The following is a 14727-nucleotide window of genomic DNA, read 5'->3' on the forward strand; positions in this document are numbered from 1 at the left end:
GTTCCGCCCCGCCCTCGGCGTGCGAGCGTTCAACAAGTGCACCGCTCCGCCCCGCAGGCCCTTTCCCGGTTCCATCTCTTGACGGCCCGACGGTTGGGGAGCACAGTGTCCAGCGGCACCGTCTGAGAGCGCTCTCAGACGGCTCCCGAACGGCGAACTCCCCTGGCTCTTCCCCCCGCACCGCGCCGCACGGCGCATCAGAGAGGGCACCCATGCGAGAGACATCCCGTAGGAAGCGGCCGGCCGCACGGCGGGCCGTATTAGCCGCGCTCGGTACGGTCGCCGTGGTCGTGGCCGCCGCGGCCGCCGCCACCCTGCCGGCCGGCGCCGCCGCTCCCCCCACCCCGGCCGGCTGGTCCCAGGTGTTCCTGGACGACTTCAACGGGCCCGCGGGCTCCGGCGTGAACACCGCCGACTGGCAGTACACCACCGGTACGAGCTACCCCGGCGGCCCCGCGGCCTTCGGCACCGGCGAGATCGAGACCATGACCGCGGACCCCGCCAACGTCTCCCTCGACGGGGCGGGCAACCTGCGGATCACCCCGAGGCGGGACGCCGCGGGCAACTGGACCTCGGGCCGCGTCGAGACCAGGCGGTCCGACTTCCGGCCGGCCGCGGGCGGCAGGCTGCGCGTGGAGGCCCGCATCCAGATGCCGAACGTCACGGGCCCGGCGGCCAAGGGCTACTGGCCGGCCTTCTGGATGCTCGGGGCCCCGTACCGCGGCAACTGGTGGAACTGGCCGGGCATCGGCGAGCTCGACATCCTGGAGAACGTCCAGGGCATCAACAACGTCTGGGCGACCATGCACTGCGGCACGAGCCCCGGCGGCCCCTGCAACGAGACCTCCGGCATCGGCGGCCAGCGGGTCTGCCCGGGCACCGGCTGCCAGGGCGGCTTCCACACGTACGCCGTGGAGTGGGACAGGTCGACGGCCGTCGAGGAGATGCGCTTCGCCGTCGACGGGCTGGTCTTCCACACCGTGCGCGCGAACCAGGTGGACGCGGCGACCTGGACCAACGCCACGGACCACGGCTACTTCCTCATCCTGAACGTCGCCATGGGCGGCGGGTTCCCGGACGCCTTCGGCGGCGGGCCCGACGCGGGCACCGAGCCCGGCCACCCCATGGTGGTCGACTACGTGTCCGTGCTCCGCTCGACGGGAGGCACCCCCACTACGCCGCCGCCGACCACGACCCCGCCCACGACCCCTCCGGCGGGCCACCGTGACGCGTACGCGGCGATCCAGGCCGAGTCGTACGACGACCAGGCGGGGGTGGCCAGGGAGACCACCTCCGACACCGGCGGCGGCCAGAACCTCGCCGCCATCGGCAACGGCGACTGGGCCCTCTTCCGGGGCGTCGACTTCGGGTCCACGGCCGCGCGGCAGTTCTACGGGCGGGTCGCCTCCGGCGCGGCCGGCGGGGTCAGCGGGCTCGTCGAAGTCCGGCTCGACAGCCGCACCAGCGCGCCGATCGGCAGCTTCTCCGTGGCGAACACCGGCGGCTGGCAGAGCTGGCGGACGGTTCCGGCGAACATCGGCGGCGTCACGGGCACGCACGACGTCTACCTGACCTTCACCAGCGGCCAGGGCGCCGACTACGTGAACGTCAACTGGTTCGACTTCGGCCACTGACCGCACCGGACCGGACAGGACGGCGCCGCGGACGGCCCGTACCGCACGGAGCGCCCCCGGCCTCCGCGCGGTACGGGCTACCCTGCTGCCCGGCGCGGCGACCGCCCGCGGACACCCAGGAGGAGCGCCCGTGCCCGAACAGCGTCCCGGGAACCGGCCCACCCTGGAGGCGGTGGCGACGCGCGCCGGGGTGTCCCGGGCCACCGTGTCCCGCGTGGTCAACGGCGGCGACGGGGTCCGCGCGCACCTGGCGGACAAGGTGCGCGAGGCGGTCCGGGACCTGGGCTACGTGCCCAATCCGGCGGCCCGCACGCTGGTCACCCGGCGCACGGGGGCCGTGGCGGTGATCATCGCCGAGCCGGAGACCCGGATCTTCTCCGACCCCTTCTTCTCCCGCCAGGTGCGCGGTATCAGCAAGGAACTGACCGCGCACGACACGCAGTTGGTGCTGCTGCTGGTGGAGGACCGGGGCGACTACGAGCGGATCGAGCGCTACCTCGCCGGCGGGCACGTGGACGGGGCGCTCGCCTTCTCCCTGCACGCCGACGACCCGCTGCCCGAGATCACCCGCAGGATCGGCGTGCCCACGGTGTACGGCGGCCGGCCGGGCTGGACCGACGGCTCCGGGGAGCCCGGGCGGTCCGGGGGCGTGGCGTTCGTGGACGCGGACAACCGGGGCGGCGCGCGCGAGGCCGTACGGTACCTGGTCGCGCAGGGGCGCGAGCGGATCGCGCACATCTCCGGCCCGCTCGACCAGACCTCCGCGGCCGACCGGCTGAGCGGCTACCGGGACGTGCTGCCGGCCGCCGGCGCCGAGCTGGTCGCCGAGGGGGATTTCACCGCGGCGGGCGGGGCCCGGGCCATGGGTGAACTGCTCGACCGCTGCCCCGGCATCGACGCGGTGTTCGCCGCGAACGACCTCATGGCGACGGGCGCGCTGCGGGTCCTGCGGGAGCGCGGCCGTACGGTTCCGGCACAGGTGGCGGTGGTCGGGTTCGACGACGCCGAGGCGGTGGCGCCGATCGCCGATCCGCCGCTGACGACCGTACGCCAGGACATCGAGGGGATGGGCCGGCTGATGGCACGTCTGCTGCTGGAGACCCTGGGCGGGGGCCACGAGCAGCGCGCCGCGCCCGGATCGGTGGTCACGGCCACCTCACTGGTGCGACGCGCGTCGGCCTGAGGACCGGTCAGCGCACGGGGCACTGCTTCCAGGAGAAGTGGTACACGCTGTTGATGCTGCCGTCCGTCGAGTCGAGGGCCATGAAGCTCAGCTTCGACGGGTCCGAGCTGCCGACCTCGGCCCGCAGCTCGGTGTTGATGTTGAAGTTGCGCTGTTCCCCGCAGGGCGCGAAGACCAGCGCCTCGATGCCCGTGGTGTCGGTGGCCTGCCAGTTGTCGTCGAGTGCGCCGTTGAACTTGTGGGTGCGCTGGGCGGTCTGGCTCATGCCCTGGAAGTAGTAGCTCGCCTTCTGCGTGCCGATCGCGCCCGGCTGGAGGCTGCCGAAGCCCCGGTAGTCGACCTGGGCCACGGCGTAGGTGAAGCCCTGCGGCACGTGCACCACGAGGGACAGGAGGCAGTTCTTGCGGCCTTCGACGGCGGAGACGCCCCCGCCGGCCTGGGCCAGGTACTCGCTGTAGGTGACGGTGAAGGCCGAGTTGTCCGGCGCGACGGCGACGGCGGCACTGCCCGGCCGGCAGCCCGATCCGTTCACGGTGGCGACGTCCACGCGCACCTGGTCGGTGGGGGCCGAGGGAGCGTGGGAGGCCCCGGCCGAGGGGGTGAGGGTGGCGAGGGCTGCGGTCACGGCGGCTGCGGTGAACCCGGTACGAAGCGACTTGATCACGTCGTCATGGATAGCGCCCCGCGGCCGCGCGGGGCGGTCGGCGCGGGCTACACGGCCCCGCTCTCACCTCTATGGCCGCAGCCCTTCACGTCGTTGACCCCGGTCATGGGTTCGGCGGCTCGATCTTCGCCAGCCACCCGGTCAGGATCCGCTCCAGCTGCGCCGCCTCCCCCGCCTCCAGGCCTTCGAGGAGGCGGCGCTCGTTGCCCATGTGCTCGGTGAAGGCCCGGTCGATCAGGTCCCGTCCTGCGGGGGTGAGCGCGACCACGCGGCCCCGGCCGTCGGCGGCGGACCGGCTCCGGGTGACGAGGCCGCCGCGTTCGAGCCGGTCGATCCGCTTGCTCATGGCGCCCGTGGTCACCATGGTGTGGGCGGCGAGTTCGCCGGGTGCCCGCTCGAAGGGCTCGCCCGCCCGCCGCAGCGCGGCGAGGACGTCGAACTCCCCTTCACTCAGGCCGTAGCGGCGGTAGACGAGGCAGAGCTGCTCCGTCAGGAGCAGGCCGAGGCGGTGCAGCCGTCCGATCACGGCCTGGGGGCTGACGTCCACATCCGGCCGCTCGCGGGCCCACTCGGCCTGGATCCGGGCTACATGGTCAATGGCTTCCATGGAAGATATATTACCTTCCATGGAAGCCAATCTGCGGTGGTCCCTGGTCGCGGCCGTCGCGCCGATCGCATGGGGGGCGAACTACTTCGTCACGCGGGAGTTCCTGCCCGCCGCCTCTCCGCTGTACGGAGCGGTGCTGCGGGCACTGCCCGCGGGGCTGCTGCTCCTGGCCATGTGCCGGCAGCTTCCCAGCGGGTCCTGGTGGTGGAAGTCGCTCCTGCTCGGCGTGCTCAACATGGGCGGCTTCTTCACGCTGGTCTACCTCGCGGCCCAGCGGCTCCCGACGAGCGTGGCCTCGACCGTGATGGCGACCGCGCCGCTGGTCGTGATGCTGGTCGCCTGGGCCCTCATCGGCGAGCGGCCGGGGGTGCGGCACGTGGCCGGTGCCGCCGTCGGCGTGGGCGGCGTGTGCCTGATGCTGCTCACCTCGGCCGTCGCGCTCGACGCGATCGGCGTGCTCGCGTCGGTCGCCGCGATCGGGACGTCCTCGCTGGGCCACGTCCTGGCCAAGCGGTGGAGCGCCGAGGCCGGGCTCCTCGCCTCGACCTCCTGGCAGCTGCTGGGCGGCGGCCTGGTGCTGCTGCCGCTCGCCGTGGTCGTGGAGGGCGCGCCGCCGGCCCTCGACGGGCGTGCGCTGCTGGGATTCGGCTATGCCACGGTGGTGGCGACGGCGCTCGCGTTCGTCACCTGGTTCGCGGGCCTGCGGCACCTGCCCGCCGCGACGGTGGGCCTGCTCGGCCTGCTCAACCCGGTGACGGGAGTCCTGCTCGGCACGGCCATCGCGGGCGAGGGCCTCGGCCCGCAGCAGGTGTGCGGGCTCATGCTGGCCTTGGGAGGGATCCTGCTCGGCCGCCCTTCCGCCCGGACGGCAGCGGCCGCAGCCGTACGACCGCCGCGCGCCCGGAGATCCGTACGAGGTCGATGAGGGAGCCCTCCAGCAGCACCGCGTCGTACGGGTCCAGGGTGAGGGCCTCACCCAGGGGTGCTTCGACCGCGACCGGCTCCTGGAGCGCGACCACCAGGACGGCCTCGTCCGTCGTGACGCTGACCGTGAGGTCGCCCCGTACGACGGCGGTCTGGACCCCGGCGGCGCCCCGGCGGTACATCACGTTGAAGTTGACGACGGGGCCGGCGAGGAGCCGGCATTCGGTCGGCTCGTCCCCGCGGAAGTGCTGCGGCGCGAACCGCTCGTCCACCAGGCGGCGTTGGCCACCGACCGTGAGGTCCATGCCCGCACCCTCGGCCAGGGTCAGGGTCCGGTCGATCCCGGGGAAGGCGGAGAACGGCCCGTCGGCGGCCACCTCGGCGAGGCTCACCCGCACGACGAAATCGTCCATGCCGGCGCCCTCGGGGAGGACGGCGATCTCCCGGGTGACTCCCCCGCCGTTCTTCCAGAGGGAAGCCGCGCGATCGGCGGCCCGCAGGACGCGCACCTTGAGGCGGTCGCTCACGCCCCCACCCCGGCCAGCCGCGCGCGCAGTTCCGCTTCGTCGGCGAGGAACCAGGTCTGGGTACCGCGGTTGCACTCGCGGACGAAGTCCCGCAGCGCCGAACTGGCTTCGGTGTGGCGGGAGATGTCCCCGAGGACGACCAGCCCCATCCGGTACTGGACGAACTTCTGGATGATCGCGCCGGCGACGCGGGTGCTCAGCCGGAAGAACGATTCATCGAAGCGCCCGGCGGGGATGACCACCCACTGGGCACCCTGGTATCCGGCGTTCCCTATGCAGTCCAGTGCTTCGCGTTCGCCCGCGATGACCTCACCCTCGGCCTCGCACACCAGCACCGGTACGTCGTTGATCGTCCGCAGAGCGCTCATGGGGGCCGAGCCTACTTCAGGGCGTCCTTCTCCATCGTGGGACGCAGGCGTTCCAGCAGGGCGTACAGGGTCGCGCTCTCGGCCTCGTCGAGGGTGTCCAGCGCGCCGTGCGTCGCCTGCATCTCCTCCCGTACGCGGCGGATGATCTCGCGGCCCGCGTCCGTGGCGACCACGTTCTTGACGCGGCGGTCGGTGGGGGCCGGCTCGCGGCGCACCAGTTCACGGGCCTCCAGGCGGTCGACGATGCCGGTCACGTTCGACGCGTCGCACACCAGGAGCGCGGCGAGGCCGCGCATCGGCACGGGGCCGTCGAGCTGGGCGAGCACCCGGGCCTGGGTGGAGGTGAGGCCGTAGCGGGAGGCTGCGGCCGCGAAGTCGCGCCACTGGGCGGTGCCGATGGCGGCGAGCAGTTCCAGCAGCTGGAGCTTGGCGGGGGCGTGCGGGGCGGCGGTGTCGCTCATGCCTTGGAGCGTACCCAGGATGCTTCACATTATCAATTGTTTACTTGACCACCTTAACTATAGAGGTCTACCTTCGATCGAGTTGCTTGATGACCTCAAACATCTCCGCCCTGAAGCTCTCCGAAGTCCGAAGAAGGTCCTGCCCGCCATGAGCACCCCCTCCACCTCAGCCGCCCCGGCCACCGGGCGCAGGAACGAGACGGTCATCGTCTTCGCCCTGAGCCTGGCCGCCATGGTCGTGTCGATGATGCAGACCCTGCCGGTCCCGATCCTGGGCCTCATCCGCGCCGACCTCGGCGCCACGACCGCCGGCGTGAGCTGGGTGACCACCGCCACCCTGCTCTCGGCGGCCGTCTTCACCCCGCTGCTCGGCCGGTTCGGTGACCAGCACGGCAAGAAGCCCACCCTGGTCGCCGTGCTCGGCGTCATGGTCGCCGGCTCCGTGATCGCCGCGCTGGCCTCCTCGCTGCCGCTGCTGATCCTGGGCCGGGTGCTCCAGGGAGCCGCCACCGCGATCTTCCCGCTGGCCCTGTCGGTGCTGCGCGAAGAGGTCCGGCCGCAGAAGCTGCCGGGTGCGATGGCGCTGGTCAGCGGCACGCTCGCGTTCGGCAGCGGCCTCGCCCTGGTGGCCACCGGCCTGCTCACCTCCGGCTCCGGCGCCGACTACCGCAACGCCTTCTGGATGGCGACCGGCTTCGCGGTCCTCGCCCTGCTGGCCGTGGTCTTCCTGGTCCCCGCGACCCGGCACAAGACGGGCGGGCGCACCGACTTCCTCGGCGCGCTGACCCTCGGCCTCACGCTGCTGCTGCTCCTGCTGCCGATCTCGCAGGGCCACGACTGGGGCTGGTCCTCCGGCCGTACGCTGGGCAGCTTCGCCGGAGCCGCGGTCATGGCCGCCGTCTGGGTGCTGACCGAGCTGAAGGTCCGCGAGCCGCTGGTCGACATGCGGATGTTCGTCCACCGCCCGGTGCTCATGGCCAACCTGGCCGGCATCCTCGTCGGCTTCGGGATGTTCGCGAACTTCCTGGGCGTCTCCTACCTCGTCCAGATGCCCGAGGCCCTCACCGGCTACGGCTTCGGCGCGTCTATCTTGCGCGCGTCCGTCCAGTTCCTGCTGCCCGGCGCGATCGTCTCGCTGCTCGCCTCCCCGATCGGCGGCCAGCTGGTCCGCCACCGCGGTCCGCGCGTCACCCTGGCCCTGGCCGCGGGGCTCGGCGCCGCCGGGTTCGGCTGGCTGGCCCTCGACCACGCGCACACCGCCTCGGTGATCGGCGCCGGCCTCGTCGTCGGCGCGGCCGTGAGCTTCGGCTACGCGGCCATGCCCGCCGTGATCATGTCGAGCGTCCCGCACCACCAGAGCGGCATCGCCAACGGCATCAACTCGATCTCCCGCTCCACGGGCAGCGCCATCGGCAGCGCGATCGTCACCACGATCCTGGCGTCGAAGACCATCGAGCACCTGCCCGCGGGCGTGCCTCCGCTGCCCGCCGAGTCCGGGTTCACGCTCACCTTCGCGATCGGGGCCGTGGCCTTCGCCCTGGTCGCGCTGATCAGCCGGTTCGGCCTGCGGGGCGGGCAGGGCACGGTGGCGGCCGCCGCACCGGAGGCGACGGCCACGGCCAAGCCGAGCCCGGAGAAGGCCGACGCGACCGTCTGAGTCGCCCCGGCCGCCGCGTGTCGCGCACGGCGGGTCGGCCGCCGGGCACCGCATGGTGGGTGCATGAAGGCTACGGAGGTCATCGCCGACGGCTTCGGACGCATCCGGGAGCTCGTCCACGAGGTCGTGGACGGGCTCCCGGCGCAGTCGCTCAACGCACGCGTCGACCCGGCCGCGAACTCGATCACCTGGCTCGTCTGGCACCTGACCCGGATCCAGGACGACCACATCGCGGACGCGGCGGAGCTGGACCAGGTCTGGCTGTCCCAGGACTGGGCTACCCGCTTCGCCCTGCCCCTGCCCGCCGCGTCCACCGGGTACGGGCACACCGCGCGCCAGGTCGGATCGGTCCGGGTCGACTCGCCCGACCTGCTGCTCGGGTACTACGACGCGGTCCACGCGCAAACGGTCCGCTTCGTCCACGGCCTCGCCGCCGCCGACCTGGAGCGGGTGGTGGACGAGCGCTGGGACCCGCCGGTCACCCTGGGCGTCCGCCTGGTGAGCGTCCTCGGCGACAACTGGCAGCACGCCGGCCAGGCGGCCTTCGTACGGGGCCTGTTGGAGCGCAGGGCATAGCCGTCAGCGGGCCCGGAAGTCCTCCGGGCGGACCGGGGAGGCTTCGGCGAGGGCCTTCGTCACGGCCTCCGCTCCGGCGCGGAGGCCGTAGACGGGGGTTCCGGGCTGCTGGCGCCAGGACTCGTCCAGGCCGCCCGCGTCCACCGAGTCGAAGCCGAGCTCCTCGATGAGGGCGCGGACGGTCTTCTTCGCCGTCTCGTCGTCGCCCGCGACGGGCAGTGCGATCCGCTCGGGGTCGCCCGCCGGGCGCGGGCGGTCCAGGACGTCCTGGGCGTAGGTGCCGTTGAAGGCCTTGACCACACGGTGGCCGAGCTGCCGCTCGGTCCAGCGGCTCTCGGTCAGGCCCTCGTCCTCGATGCCGGGGATCCTGCCGTCGCGCTGCCGCGGGTAGTAGTTGCCGGTGTCGATGACGGCGAAGCCCCCGGCGGCCCCGGCGAAGAGGCCGGAGGGGAGGTCGGGGACGTTCTTGAGGGGGATCGTGACCACGACGACCTCCGCGCCGCGGGCCGCCTCGGCGACGGTGACGGGGGTCGCGCCCGTCTCCTCCGCGAGGGCGCTCAGGGTCTGCGGGCCGCGGGAGTTCGCCACGGAGACCTCGTGCCCGAGGGCCGTGAGCCGGCGGGTGAGGTTGCCGCCGATGTTGCCTGCGCCGATGATGCCGATCTTCATGAGCCCTCCAGTGCGCGCGGGATGGGTGTCGCGCCTGTACGAACTCCCTTGGCGCGCACGGCATTCCCCACGCGCGAGGGCCGGGACTCCGTTCGGGTCCCGGCCCTCGGGGGCGGTTACGCGCCGCTCGCGTCGAGCATCTCGTCGCGCTCGACGATCTTCACGCGCTCGCGGCCCTGCGGCTCGCCCAGCGCCTTCTCGGCGGCGTCCAGCTTGTACCAGCCGTCCCACGTCGTGTAGCGGATGCTCCGCTCGGCGAGGAAGGCCTCGACGGCCTCCGGCTCGGGCGCGGCCGGCGTGGTCAGGCGGCCCTCCGCGTGGTCGGCGAGGAGGTTGGCGACGGTCTCGTTCGCGTCGCCCTTCGTGTGGCCGATCAGGCCGATCGGGCCGCGCCGGATCCAGCCGGTCACGTACGTCGACGAGAGGTGCGCGCCGGCTTCGATCACACGGCCGCCCTCGTCCGGGACGGTGCCGGAGTCGACGTCCCAGGGGAGCTTGGGCAGTTCGTCGGAGAGGTAGCCGACGGCGCGGTAGACGGACTGGACGTCCCAGTCGGTGAAGCGCCCGGTGCCCTTGACGTTGCCCGTGCCGTCGAGCTCGGTGCGCTCGGTGCGCAGGCCCACGACCTTGCCGTCCTCGCCGAGCACCTCGGTCGGGGACTCGAAGAAGTGCAGGAACAGCTTGTGCGGGCGGTCGCCGACGTCGCGGATCGCCCAGTTCTCCAGGGTCTTGGCGACCATGTCGGTCTGCTTGTTCTTGCGGCGCTCGGCGATCGAGCCCTCGTCGTAGTCGATGTCCTCGGGGTTGACGATGACCTCGATGTTGGGCGAGTGGTCCAGCTCGCGCAGCTCCATGGGGCTGAACTTGGCCTGGGCCGGACCGCGTCGGCCGAAGACGTGCACCTCGAGGGCCTTGTTGGCCTTGAGGCCGTCGTAGACGTTGGCCGGGATCTCGGTCGGCAGCAGCTCGTCGGCCGTCTTGGCCAGGATGCGCGCGACGTCGAGGGCGACGTTGCCGACGCCGAGCACGGCGACCTTCTCGGCCTCCAGCGGCCAGGTGCGCGGGACGTCGGGGTGGCCGTCGTACCAGGAGACGAAGTCGGCGGCGCCGTAGGAGCCGTCGAGGTCGACGCCGGGGATGGCGAGCGCGCGGTCGGCGGTGGCGCCGGTGGAGAAGATCACGGCGTCGTAGAAGGACCGCAGCTCGTCGAGGCTGATGTCGTTCGGGTAGTCGACGTTGCCGAAGAGGCGGACCTGGGGCTTGTCGAGCACCTGGTGCAGGGCGGTGATGATGCCCTTGATCCGGGGGTGGTCCGGCGCGACCCCGTAGCGGATCAGGCCGAACGGTGCGGGCATCCGCTCGAAGAGGTCGATGGAGACACCGGGCTCGGCGGCGGTCTCGGACTTCAGCAGGGCGTCAGCGGCGTATATGCCGGCGGGTCCGGCACCGACGATTGCTACTCGCAGAGGGCGAGGCATGGCAATGGTTCCCTTCGAGCGACTGCAACATGGATCATGCTGAACCCTAAACGAAGGGCAGCCTTACCTAGCACCCGGTCCCGTCTTATGCCCCCATAACGCTGACTTATGGCCTACCCAAGTTTCACTTGGGGTGCTCCGGTCCTCCCGCACCCGTCGCACTCACCGAACTCGCTGGTCAGCGCGAGCGCCGACTGACAGACTGAAATCGCTTGATCACCCCAGGAGGACACATGGCAGACGAGACGCAGACCCCGCAGGACGAATCCCCGGCCGAGGCGGCCAAGCGCAAGTTCCGGGAGGCCCTGGACCGCAACGCGGCGAATGCCCAGTCCCAGCAGGCGCACCAGAACCGGGCGAAGGTCCACGGCACCAGCAGCGGCGGCGGCGGCAAGAACAAGAAGGTGCGCCGCAAGACCGGCTGACCCCGGACCACGGGAGGTCGACCGGGTGGCCCGGTATGGCAAATGGGCCACCCGGGTGAGGGGGGATAACCCCTGGCGCCGCCAGCAGTTGATCAGCTCGTCCCGCCGAGGGCAGCTATCTCATGCGACAGTGCGACAGAAGGATCCCCCACATGTTCAAGAAGCTCATGGCCAGCGCCGCGGTCACCGCCTCCGTCCTGGGCGCCGGTGCCGCCGTAGCCACCCCGGCGATGGCGATCGGCAACGACAACGGCGTCAACACCGTCAACGGCAACGGCGCCGCGCAGATCTACGGCAACCAGGAGACCGGTGGCGCGATGAGCCCGCAGGCGAGCCTGGTCCAGGGCTCCCTCAACAAGCTCTGCGTCGGCCTGCCGGCCAAGGTCAACGCCCAGTCGATCCTCGCGCTCGTCAACGTGGGCGTCCAGGACATCAACGTCCTGGCCAACCCGCAGAACCAGCAGTGCGCCGAGAACTCGACGCAGGCCAAGGGCGACGACTCCGCGTCGCACATCGCCAGCAACATCCCGATCCTGTCCGGCAACCTCTCCTCCGGCAGCTGATCCCCGGGCTCCGGCCCACCCCGCGCGCCGGCGTAGCTCCCGCTACGCCGGCGCGTTCCGTTTGGCCAGGGCGGTGGCCAGCTGGGCCCGGGAGCGCACGTCGAGCTTCTGGTAGATACGGGTCAGCCGTGCCTCGACCGTCTTGACGCTGAGGAAGAGCTTCGCCGCGGCCTCCTGGTTGCTGGCCCCCTGGCTGACGAGCAGCGCGAGCCGGGCCTCGCCCTCGGTGAGGGCCGCCGCCGCTGCCGATTCCGTACGGGTTCCCTCGCCCGCCGCGGATTCGCCGGCGAGCTCCGCCCACGGCGCGGCGCCGGCCCGGCCGAACACCTCGGCCGCCGCCGTGAGCGCGGCCCGCGCGGGTGCGCGGCGGCGGCGGCGCCGCTCTACGCGGGCGAGGGTGAGGAGGGTGCGTCCCCGTTCCAGCGGCAGCCCGAGGGTCTCGAACCGGTGGGCGGTGGCCTCCAGCAGGTGGACGGCCGCATCGGCGTCGCCCTGTGCGGACAGGCACAGGCCGCGGGCCCGGTCGAGGGCGGCGACGACCCCGGTGCGGCCGAGGCCGACGGCGACGGTGCGGACCGGGTCGATCAGCCGGGCGGCCTCGTCGGGTGCGTCGGCGGCGACCAGGGCCTCGGCGAGCTCCCCGTGCCAGCGCAGGATCGAGGGGTCGGCCACCTTCTGGGCGGCTTCCAGTTCGGCGACCCGGCGCAGGGTGGCGACGGCCTTCGCGGCCTCTCCGGTGGCCAGTTCGACCAGGCCGAGCGCGTGCAGGCTGCGGGAGAGGAAGACCTGGTCCCGTTCCTCCCGGGAGGCCTGGATGCCGCGGCGGGCGTATCCGGCGGCGCGGGCGAAGCTGCCGCCCGCGGCCTCGGCCATCGCGGCGAGGTACCAGGCGGGGCCGGGCGAGAGGCCCGCCTCGATGGTCAGTTCCAGGGCCTGGCGGGCGCGCGCGGACGCGGCCTCGCAGCGGCCGCCGCGCAGTTCCACCTCGGTGAGGCTGCGCAGCACCTCGAAGACGTCCTCGGCGGAGCCGGTGCGCTGGACGGCCGGGAGCAGCACCATCAGCTGCCGGCGGGCGTCGTCGAGGCTGTCGTCGAAGAGGGCGTGCCGTACGGCGAGGTACTGGGGCGCGTTGCGCATGCCGAGCGGGACTTCGGGGGCGGGCAGCGCGAGCGCTTCGGCGAGGATCGCCTCGGCGCCCGGGTCGCCGAGGATGCGGCCCATCCGGGCCCGCACCGTCAGCGCCATGGCTTCGGCGACCTGGTCGCCGCCGAGCGCGGCGAGGGCTCCGGCCCGGGCCGCGGCGTCGCGGGCGCGGACGGGGTCGCCGTCGCTGAGGTTGTGCTTCCAGGCCATGCGCAGCTGGACCGCGGCCTGGAGCGAGGGGTCCCCCGCGGCGTCGGCCATGGCGTACGCGAAGGTCTCGTCGAGGGTGCCGAGGGCCTGTCCGGCAGCGTCGATCACGGCGAGCCGGGACCGGACCCGGTCGGCGGGCGATGCGTCGCGGGCGAGTACGGCCCGGGTGGCCCGGCGCGCGAGGTCGGCCCGGCCGGCCCAGCCCGCGTCCTCGGCGGCCGTGACGAGGCGGGCGAGTTCCTCGCCGGGCAGCCAGGACGGGGTGCGTTCGGCGGCGAGCAGGCCCAGTTCGGCGGCGAGGGCGCGCCGGCCCAGGCGGCGGCAGACCGCGGCGGCCTCGGTGATCTCGGCGGCGAGCCACTGGTCGGGGGCGTCCACGGCGAGCGCCCGGTGGCGTACGGCCTGGACGGGGTCGCCGACGGCTTCGGCCAGGGCCGCGTGTCCTGCGGCGCGTTCGGGCCACCCCGCGTCGGCGGCGAGCGCGGTGGGCAGCGCGCCGGCGGTGAACTCCACGGTGCCGTCCTCCTCCACCCGTACCAGCGCGGCCCGTTCCGCCGCGGCCAGCTCCGCCTCGGCGTCGGGGCGGCCGGCCCGGCGCAGCAGGGCCGTGGTGGGGCGGGCGGCGAGGGCGGCGAGGAGGAGGGTGCGGCGGGCTTCCGCGGGGACTTCGGCGAGCAGTCTGCGGGCCACCTCGCGGGCCTGGCCGGCGACGGGCAGGGCATCGGCGTGGTGGGCGCTGCCGTCGCGGGCCTCGGCGGCTTGGGCGAAGGAGTGGCCCAGCGCGAGGGCGAGCCGGGGGTTGCCGCCGCTGGCCTGGTGGATGCGGCCGGCGAGGCGGGCGGGCAGGCCGTGCCGGACGAGGAGTTCGGCGACCTCGTCGGCGCCGAGCGGCGGGATCCGGACGGCCGGGGTGCCGGGGCCGCAGAGGGATTCGCCGACGGGGGCCCCGTCCTGGACGCGTTCGGCGACGAGGACCCGTACCCGGGGCGGGGTGAGGCGGAGCGCGAAGCGGAGCAGGCCGGTGCTCTCGGCGTCCATCCACTGGGCGTTGTCCAGGACGAGCAGGACGGGGTGGCGGGCTGCGAGCGTCCGCAGCACCTCGACGACGGCGAGGCGCAGCGCGACGTGGTCGCGGCCGCCGGCCCGGGGGGCTTCCGTCTCCCGGCAGAGCAGGGCGATGGCGGTGCGCTGGGGCCCGGAGAGCTGCTCGAAGGCGGCGCAGGGCACGGAGGCCAGCAGGGCCGCGGCGGAGGCCTCCGGTATCCACTGGTCGGCGGCTTCGGGAGCCAGGCGCAGTACGGTCTCGCGGCGCGATGCGGCCGCGGCCGCGACGGCGCGCACCAGTTCGGTCTTGCCGGCGCCGGCGGGTCCCGTGAGGACCGCCCGGCCGTGCGTGGTCAGCGCGCGGTCGACCGCCTTGATGAGTTCAACGTGTCCGACACTTGTGTCAGCGTGCCCCGTCGCCGCCACCACGCACAGCCACCAGCCTCTCGGTCCCCAGCTCCTGTGCCTTTCCTGTGAGACGCGACAATACGAGGTCAAACGGCGGGAGGGCCCCGATTGTGACGCAGAAATCAGTCACGTGACAGGAAAACCCGTCGGACCTGCCGATACGAGGTGTATCAGCAGGTCCGCGGG

Annotated in this window: 15 protein-coding genes; 7 read left to right on the forward strand and 8 right to left on the reverse strand. The window is 73.1% G+C overall.

Going from position 1 to position 14727, the window contains the following annotated elements:
- Positions 1-212 precede the first annotated feature (212 nt).
- Positions 213-1634: a glycoside hydrolase family 16 protein gene (locus AB0O21_RS08030; RefSeq protein WP_365167639.1), complete on the forward strand. Its 1422-nt coding sequence runs from the start codon at positions 213-215 to the stop codon at positions 1632-1634.
- 130 nt (positions 1635-1764) lie between these two features.
- Positions 1765-2817, forward strand: a complete 1053-nt coding sequence (locus AB0O21_RS08035; protein WP_365167641.1) for a LacI family DNA-binding transcriptional regulator — start codon at positions 1765-1767, stop codon at positions 2815-2817.
- Between the two features lie 7 nt (positions 2818-2824).
- Here AB0O21_RS08035 and AB0O21_RS08040 read toward each other — a convergent pair whose 3' ends face one another.
- Both AB0O21_RS08040 and AB0O21_RS08045 read right to left on the reverse strand, forming a co-directional pair.
- On the reverse strand, positions 2825-3481 hold the full coding sequence (locus AB0O21_RS08040) for a DUF4360 domain-containing protein (protein WP_365167643.1): 657 nt from the start codon (positions 3479-3481) through the stop codon (positions 2825-2827).
- Between the two features lie 103 nt (positions 3482-3584).
- Positions 3585-4088, reverse strand: a complete 504-nt coding sequence (locus AB0O21_RS08045) for a MarR family transcriptional regulator (RefSeq protein WP_365167645.1) — start codon at positions 4086-4088, stop codon at positions 3585-3587.
- A gap of 19 nt (positions 4089-4107) precedes the next feature.
- On the opposite strand from AB0O21_RS08045, the gene AB0O21_RS08050 reads away from it, so the two are divergent.
- Complete coding sequence (locus tag AB0O21_RS08050) at positions 4108-5013, forward strand: EamA family transporter (RefSeq protein WP_365167648.1); 906 nt, start codon at positions 4108-4110, stop codon at positions 5011-5013.
- Here the strand turns inward: AB0O21_RS08050 and AB0O21_RS08055 are convergent.
- Genes AB0O21_RS08055 through AB0O21_RS08065 form a run of 3 tightly spaced genes read right to left on the reverse strand, consistent with a single transcriptional unit; the run spans position 4907 to position 6368 of the window.
- Positions 4907-5539, reverse strand: a complete 633-nt coding sequence (locus AB0O21_RS08055) for a HutD family protein (RefSeq protein ID WP_365167650.1) — start codon at positions 5537-5539, stop codon at positions 4907-4909. The two genes, AB0O21_RS08050 and AB0O21_RS08055, sit on opposite strands and share 107 nt — an antisense overlap.
- Positions 5536-5907, reverse strand: coding sequence for a DUF4180 domain-containing protein (locus AB0O21_RS08060; protein ID WP_365167653.1), 372 nt, complete (start codon positions 5905-5907; stop codon positions 5536-5538). Before AB0O21_RS08060 ends, AB0O21_RS08055 begins: the two co-directional genes overlap by 4 nt.
- An 11-nt stretch (positions 5908-5918) precedes the next feature.
- A complete protein-coding gene (locus AB0O21_RS08065) occupies positions 5919-6368 on the reverse strand; it encodes a MarR family transcriptional regulator (protein WP_365167656.1) in 450 nt (149 codons plus the stop codon).
- A gap of 148 nt (positions 6369-6516) precedes the next feature.
- Between AB0O21_RS08065 and AB0O21_RS08070 the strand changes: the two genes are divergently transcribed.
- Together AB0O21_RS08070 and AB0O21_RS08075 are read left to right on the forward strand one after the other, a co-directional pair.
- Complete coding sequence (locus AB0O21_RS08070) at positions 6517-8025, forward strand: MFS transporter (protein ID WP_365167659.1); 1509 nt, start codon at positions 6517-6519, stop codon at positions 8023-8025.
- Between the two features lie 63 nt (positions 8026-8088).
- The gene (locus AB0O21_RS08075) at positions 8089-8601 is read left to right on the forward strand and encodes a DUF664 domain-containing protein (RefSeq protein WP_365167661.1); all 513 of its coding nucleotides are present in this window, start codon (positions 8089-8091) and stop codon (positions 8599-8601) included.
- Positions 8602-8604: 3 nt separating this feature from the next.
- Here AB0O21_RS08075 and AB0O21_RS08080 read toward each other — a convergent pair whose 3' ends face one another.
- Complete coding sequence (locus tag AB0O21_RS08080) at positions 8605-9501, reverse strand: NAD(P)-binding domain-containing protein (protein ID WP_365167664.1); 897 nt, start codon at positions 9499-9501, stop codon at positions 8605-8607.
- Positions 9387-10748 (reverse strand): FAD-dependent oxidoreductase, encoded by a 1362-nt coding sequence (locus AB0O21_RS08085; protein WP_365167666.1) that lies wholly within the window; start codon positions 10746-10748, stop codon positions 9387-9389. Before AB0O21_RS08085 ends, AB0O21_RS08080 begins: the two co-directional genes overlap by 115 nt.
- Before the next feature lie 233 nt (positions 10749-10981).
- Between AB0O21_RS08085 and AB0O21_RS08090 the strand changes: the two genes are divergently transcribed.
- Together AB0O21_RS08090 and AB0O21_RS08095 are read left to right on the forward strand one after the other, a co-directional pair.
- A complete protein-coding gene (locus AB0O21_RS08090) occupies positions 10982-11173 on the forward strand; it encodes a DUF5302 domain-containing protein (protein ID WP_365167668.1) in 192 nt (63 codons plus the stop codon).
- A 152-nt stretch (positions 11174-11325) separates the two neighbouring features.
- The gene (locus AB0O21_RS08095; RefSeq protein ID WP_365167670.1) at positions 11326-11736 is read left to right on the forward strand and encodes a rodlin; all 411 of its coding nucleotides are present in this window, start codon (positions 11326-11328) and stop codon (positions 11734-11736) included.
- Between the two features lie 42 nt (positions 11737-11778).
- Here AB0O21_RS08095 and AB0O21_RS08100 read toward each other — a convergent pair whose 3' ends face one another.
- Complete coding sequence (locus AB0O21_RS08100; protein ID WP_365167672.1) at positions 11779-14562, reverse strand: LuxR family transcriptional regulator; 2784 nt, start codon at positions 14560-14562, stop codon at positions 11779-11781.
- Between the last annotated feature and the right edge of the window lie 165 nt (positions 14563-14727).

The organism is Streptomyces sp. NPDC091371, from assembly GCF_040684275.1.
GTDB lineage: Bacteria > Actinomycetota > Actinomycetes > Streptomycetales > Streptomycetaceae > Streptomyces.

Bases quoted from the DNA above. Each gene is read 5' to 3' on its own strand.
- AB0O21_RS08030 (WP_365167639.1), top strand. From the start codon at position 213: ATGCGAGAGACATCCCGTAGGAAGCGGCCGGCCGCACGGCGGGCCGTA.
- AB0O21_RS08045 (WP_365167645.1), bottom strand. From the start codon at position 4,088: ATGGAAGCCATTGACCATGTAGCCCGGATCCAGGCCGAGTGGGCCCGC.
- AB0O21_RS08050 (WP_365167648.1), top strand. From the start codon at position 4,108: ATGGAAGCCAATCTGCGGTGGTCCCTGGTCGCGGCCGTCGCGCCGATC.
- AB0O21_RS08060 (WP_365167653.1), bottom strand. From the start codon at position 5,907: ATGAGCGCTCTGCGGACGATCAACGACGTACCGGTGCTGGTGTGCGAG.
- AB0O21_RS08065 (WP_365167656.1), bottom strand. From the start codon at position 6,368: ATGAGCGACACCGCCGCCCCGCACGCCCCCGCCAAGCTCCAGCTGCTG.
- AB0O21_RS08070 (WP_365167659.1), top strand. From the start codon at position 6,517: ATGAGCACCCCCTCCACCTCAGCCGCCCCGGCCACCGGGCGCAGGAAC.
- AB0O21_RS08075 (WP_365167661.1), top strand. From the start codon at position 8,089: ATGAAGGCTACGGAGGTCATCGCCGACGGCTTCGGACGCATCCGGGAG.
- AB0O21_RS08085 (WP_365167666.1), bottom strand. From the start codon at position 10,748: ATGCCTCGCCCTCTGCGAGTAGCAATCGTCGGTGCCGGACCCGCCGGC.
- AB0O21_RS08090 (WP_365167668.1), top strand. From the start codon at position 10,982: ATGGCAGACGAGACGCAGACCCCGCAGGACGAATCCCCGGCCGAGGCG.
- AB0O21_RS08095 (WP_365167670.1), top strand. From the start codon at position 11,326: ATGTTCAAGAAGCTCATGGCCAGCGCCGCGGTCACCGCCTCCGTCCTG.